The sequence below is a fragment of the Azoarcus sp. Soil_N_20 genome (genome assembly GCF_057656155.1).
In genome coordinates this window covers 1-734 of record NZ_JBDGKX010000051.1, presented here as the reverse complement: position 1 = coordinate 734, position 734 = coordinate 1, and the positions used below count along the sequence as shown (strand labels likewise).

Annotated in this window: 1 protein-coding gene; it reads right to left on the bottom strand. The window is 65.9% G+C overall.

From position 1 onward, the window contains the following. The coding region (locus AC3A35_RS27825; RefSeq protein WP_487439797.1) for a transposase at positions 1 to 734 on the bottom strand (734 nt) is incomplete at both ends.

The following is a 734-nucleotide window of genomic DNA, read 5'->3' as shown; positions in this document are numbered from 1 at the left end:
ACCTGTCCGGCATAGCGGGCGTCTCGGTTGCGGTAGTCGTTGTCGCAGATGTAGGCGTCGATCCCGCCTTCGGCGAGCGCCTTCAGGTTCGCCTCCGAGTGGTAGCCGGCGTCGGCGCAGAGCGTGGTGTTGGGAGTACGAAACGGTTCGACCGCCTCGACCACCGGCAGGAGCAGTTCCTGTTCGGAGCCGGTGCCGTGGGCCTGGGCGTCGACGGCGATCTGGGTCTTCGCATCGACTGCGGCCACGCCAGTGTAGCCCTGGATCACGCCTTTGCCGGTGGCCATCTTGGCCGACTCGTTGTCGGTGCGATTGCTCAGCCGCGGTTTGCCTTTGGCGCTGCGGCGCTCGTCAGGATGCGCGTCCAGCCAGGCGCGGATCTTTGCCGCTTCGGCCTTGAGTCGTTCCACCGTACGGGCCGCACGTGCGGCCTCGGCGTTTTCGCCTTTGATGTCGGTCGTGGCGTGGCTGGCCATGATGCGCTTGACCGCCGCTTCCATCTTGTCGGCCTCGCGGATGAAGTCGCCCCGGTTACCGCTCCTGGCCTTGCTCGCGTTGGCGGGTAGCTTCACCCCATCGATCGCAAAGAGTCCGCGTCCGATCAATCCCTGCCGGTCGCAGATCCTCAGCACCCGGGCAAAGATCCGGGCGGCTTCGTCACCGAGTTCGGCGACAAAACCGGCGATGGTCGTGAAGTGCGGTGCGCTGTCGCCCGAAACCGCCATGAACAGCAC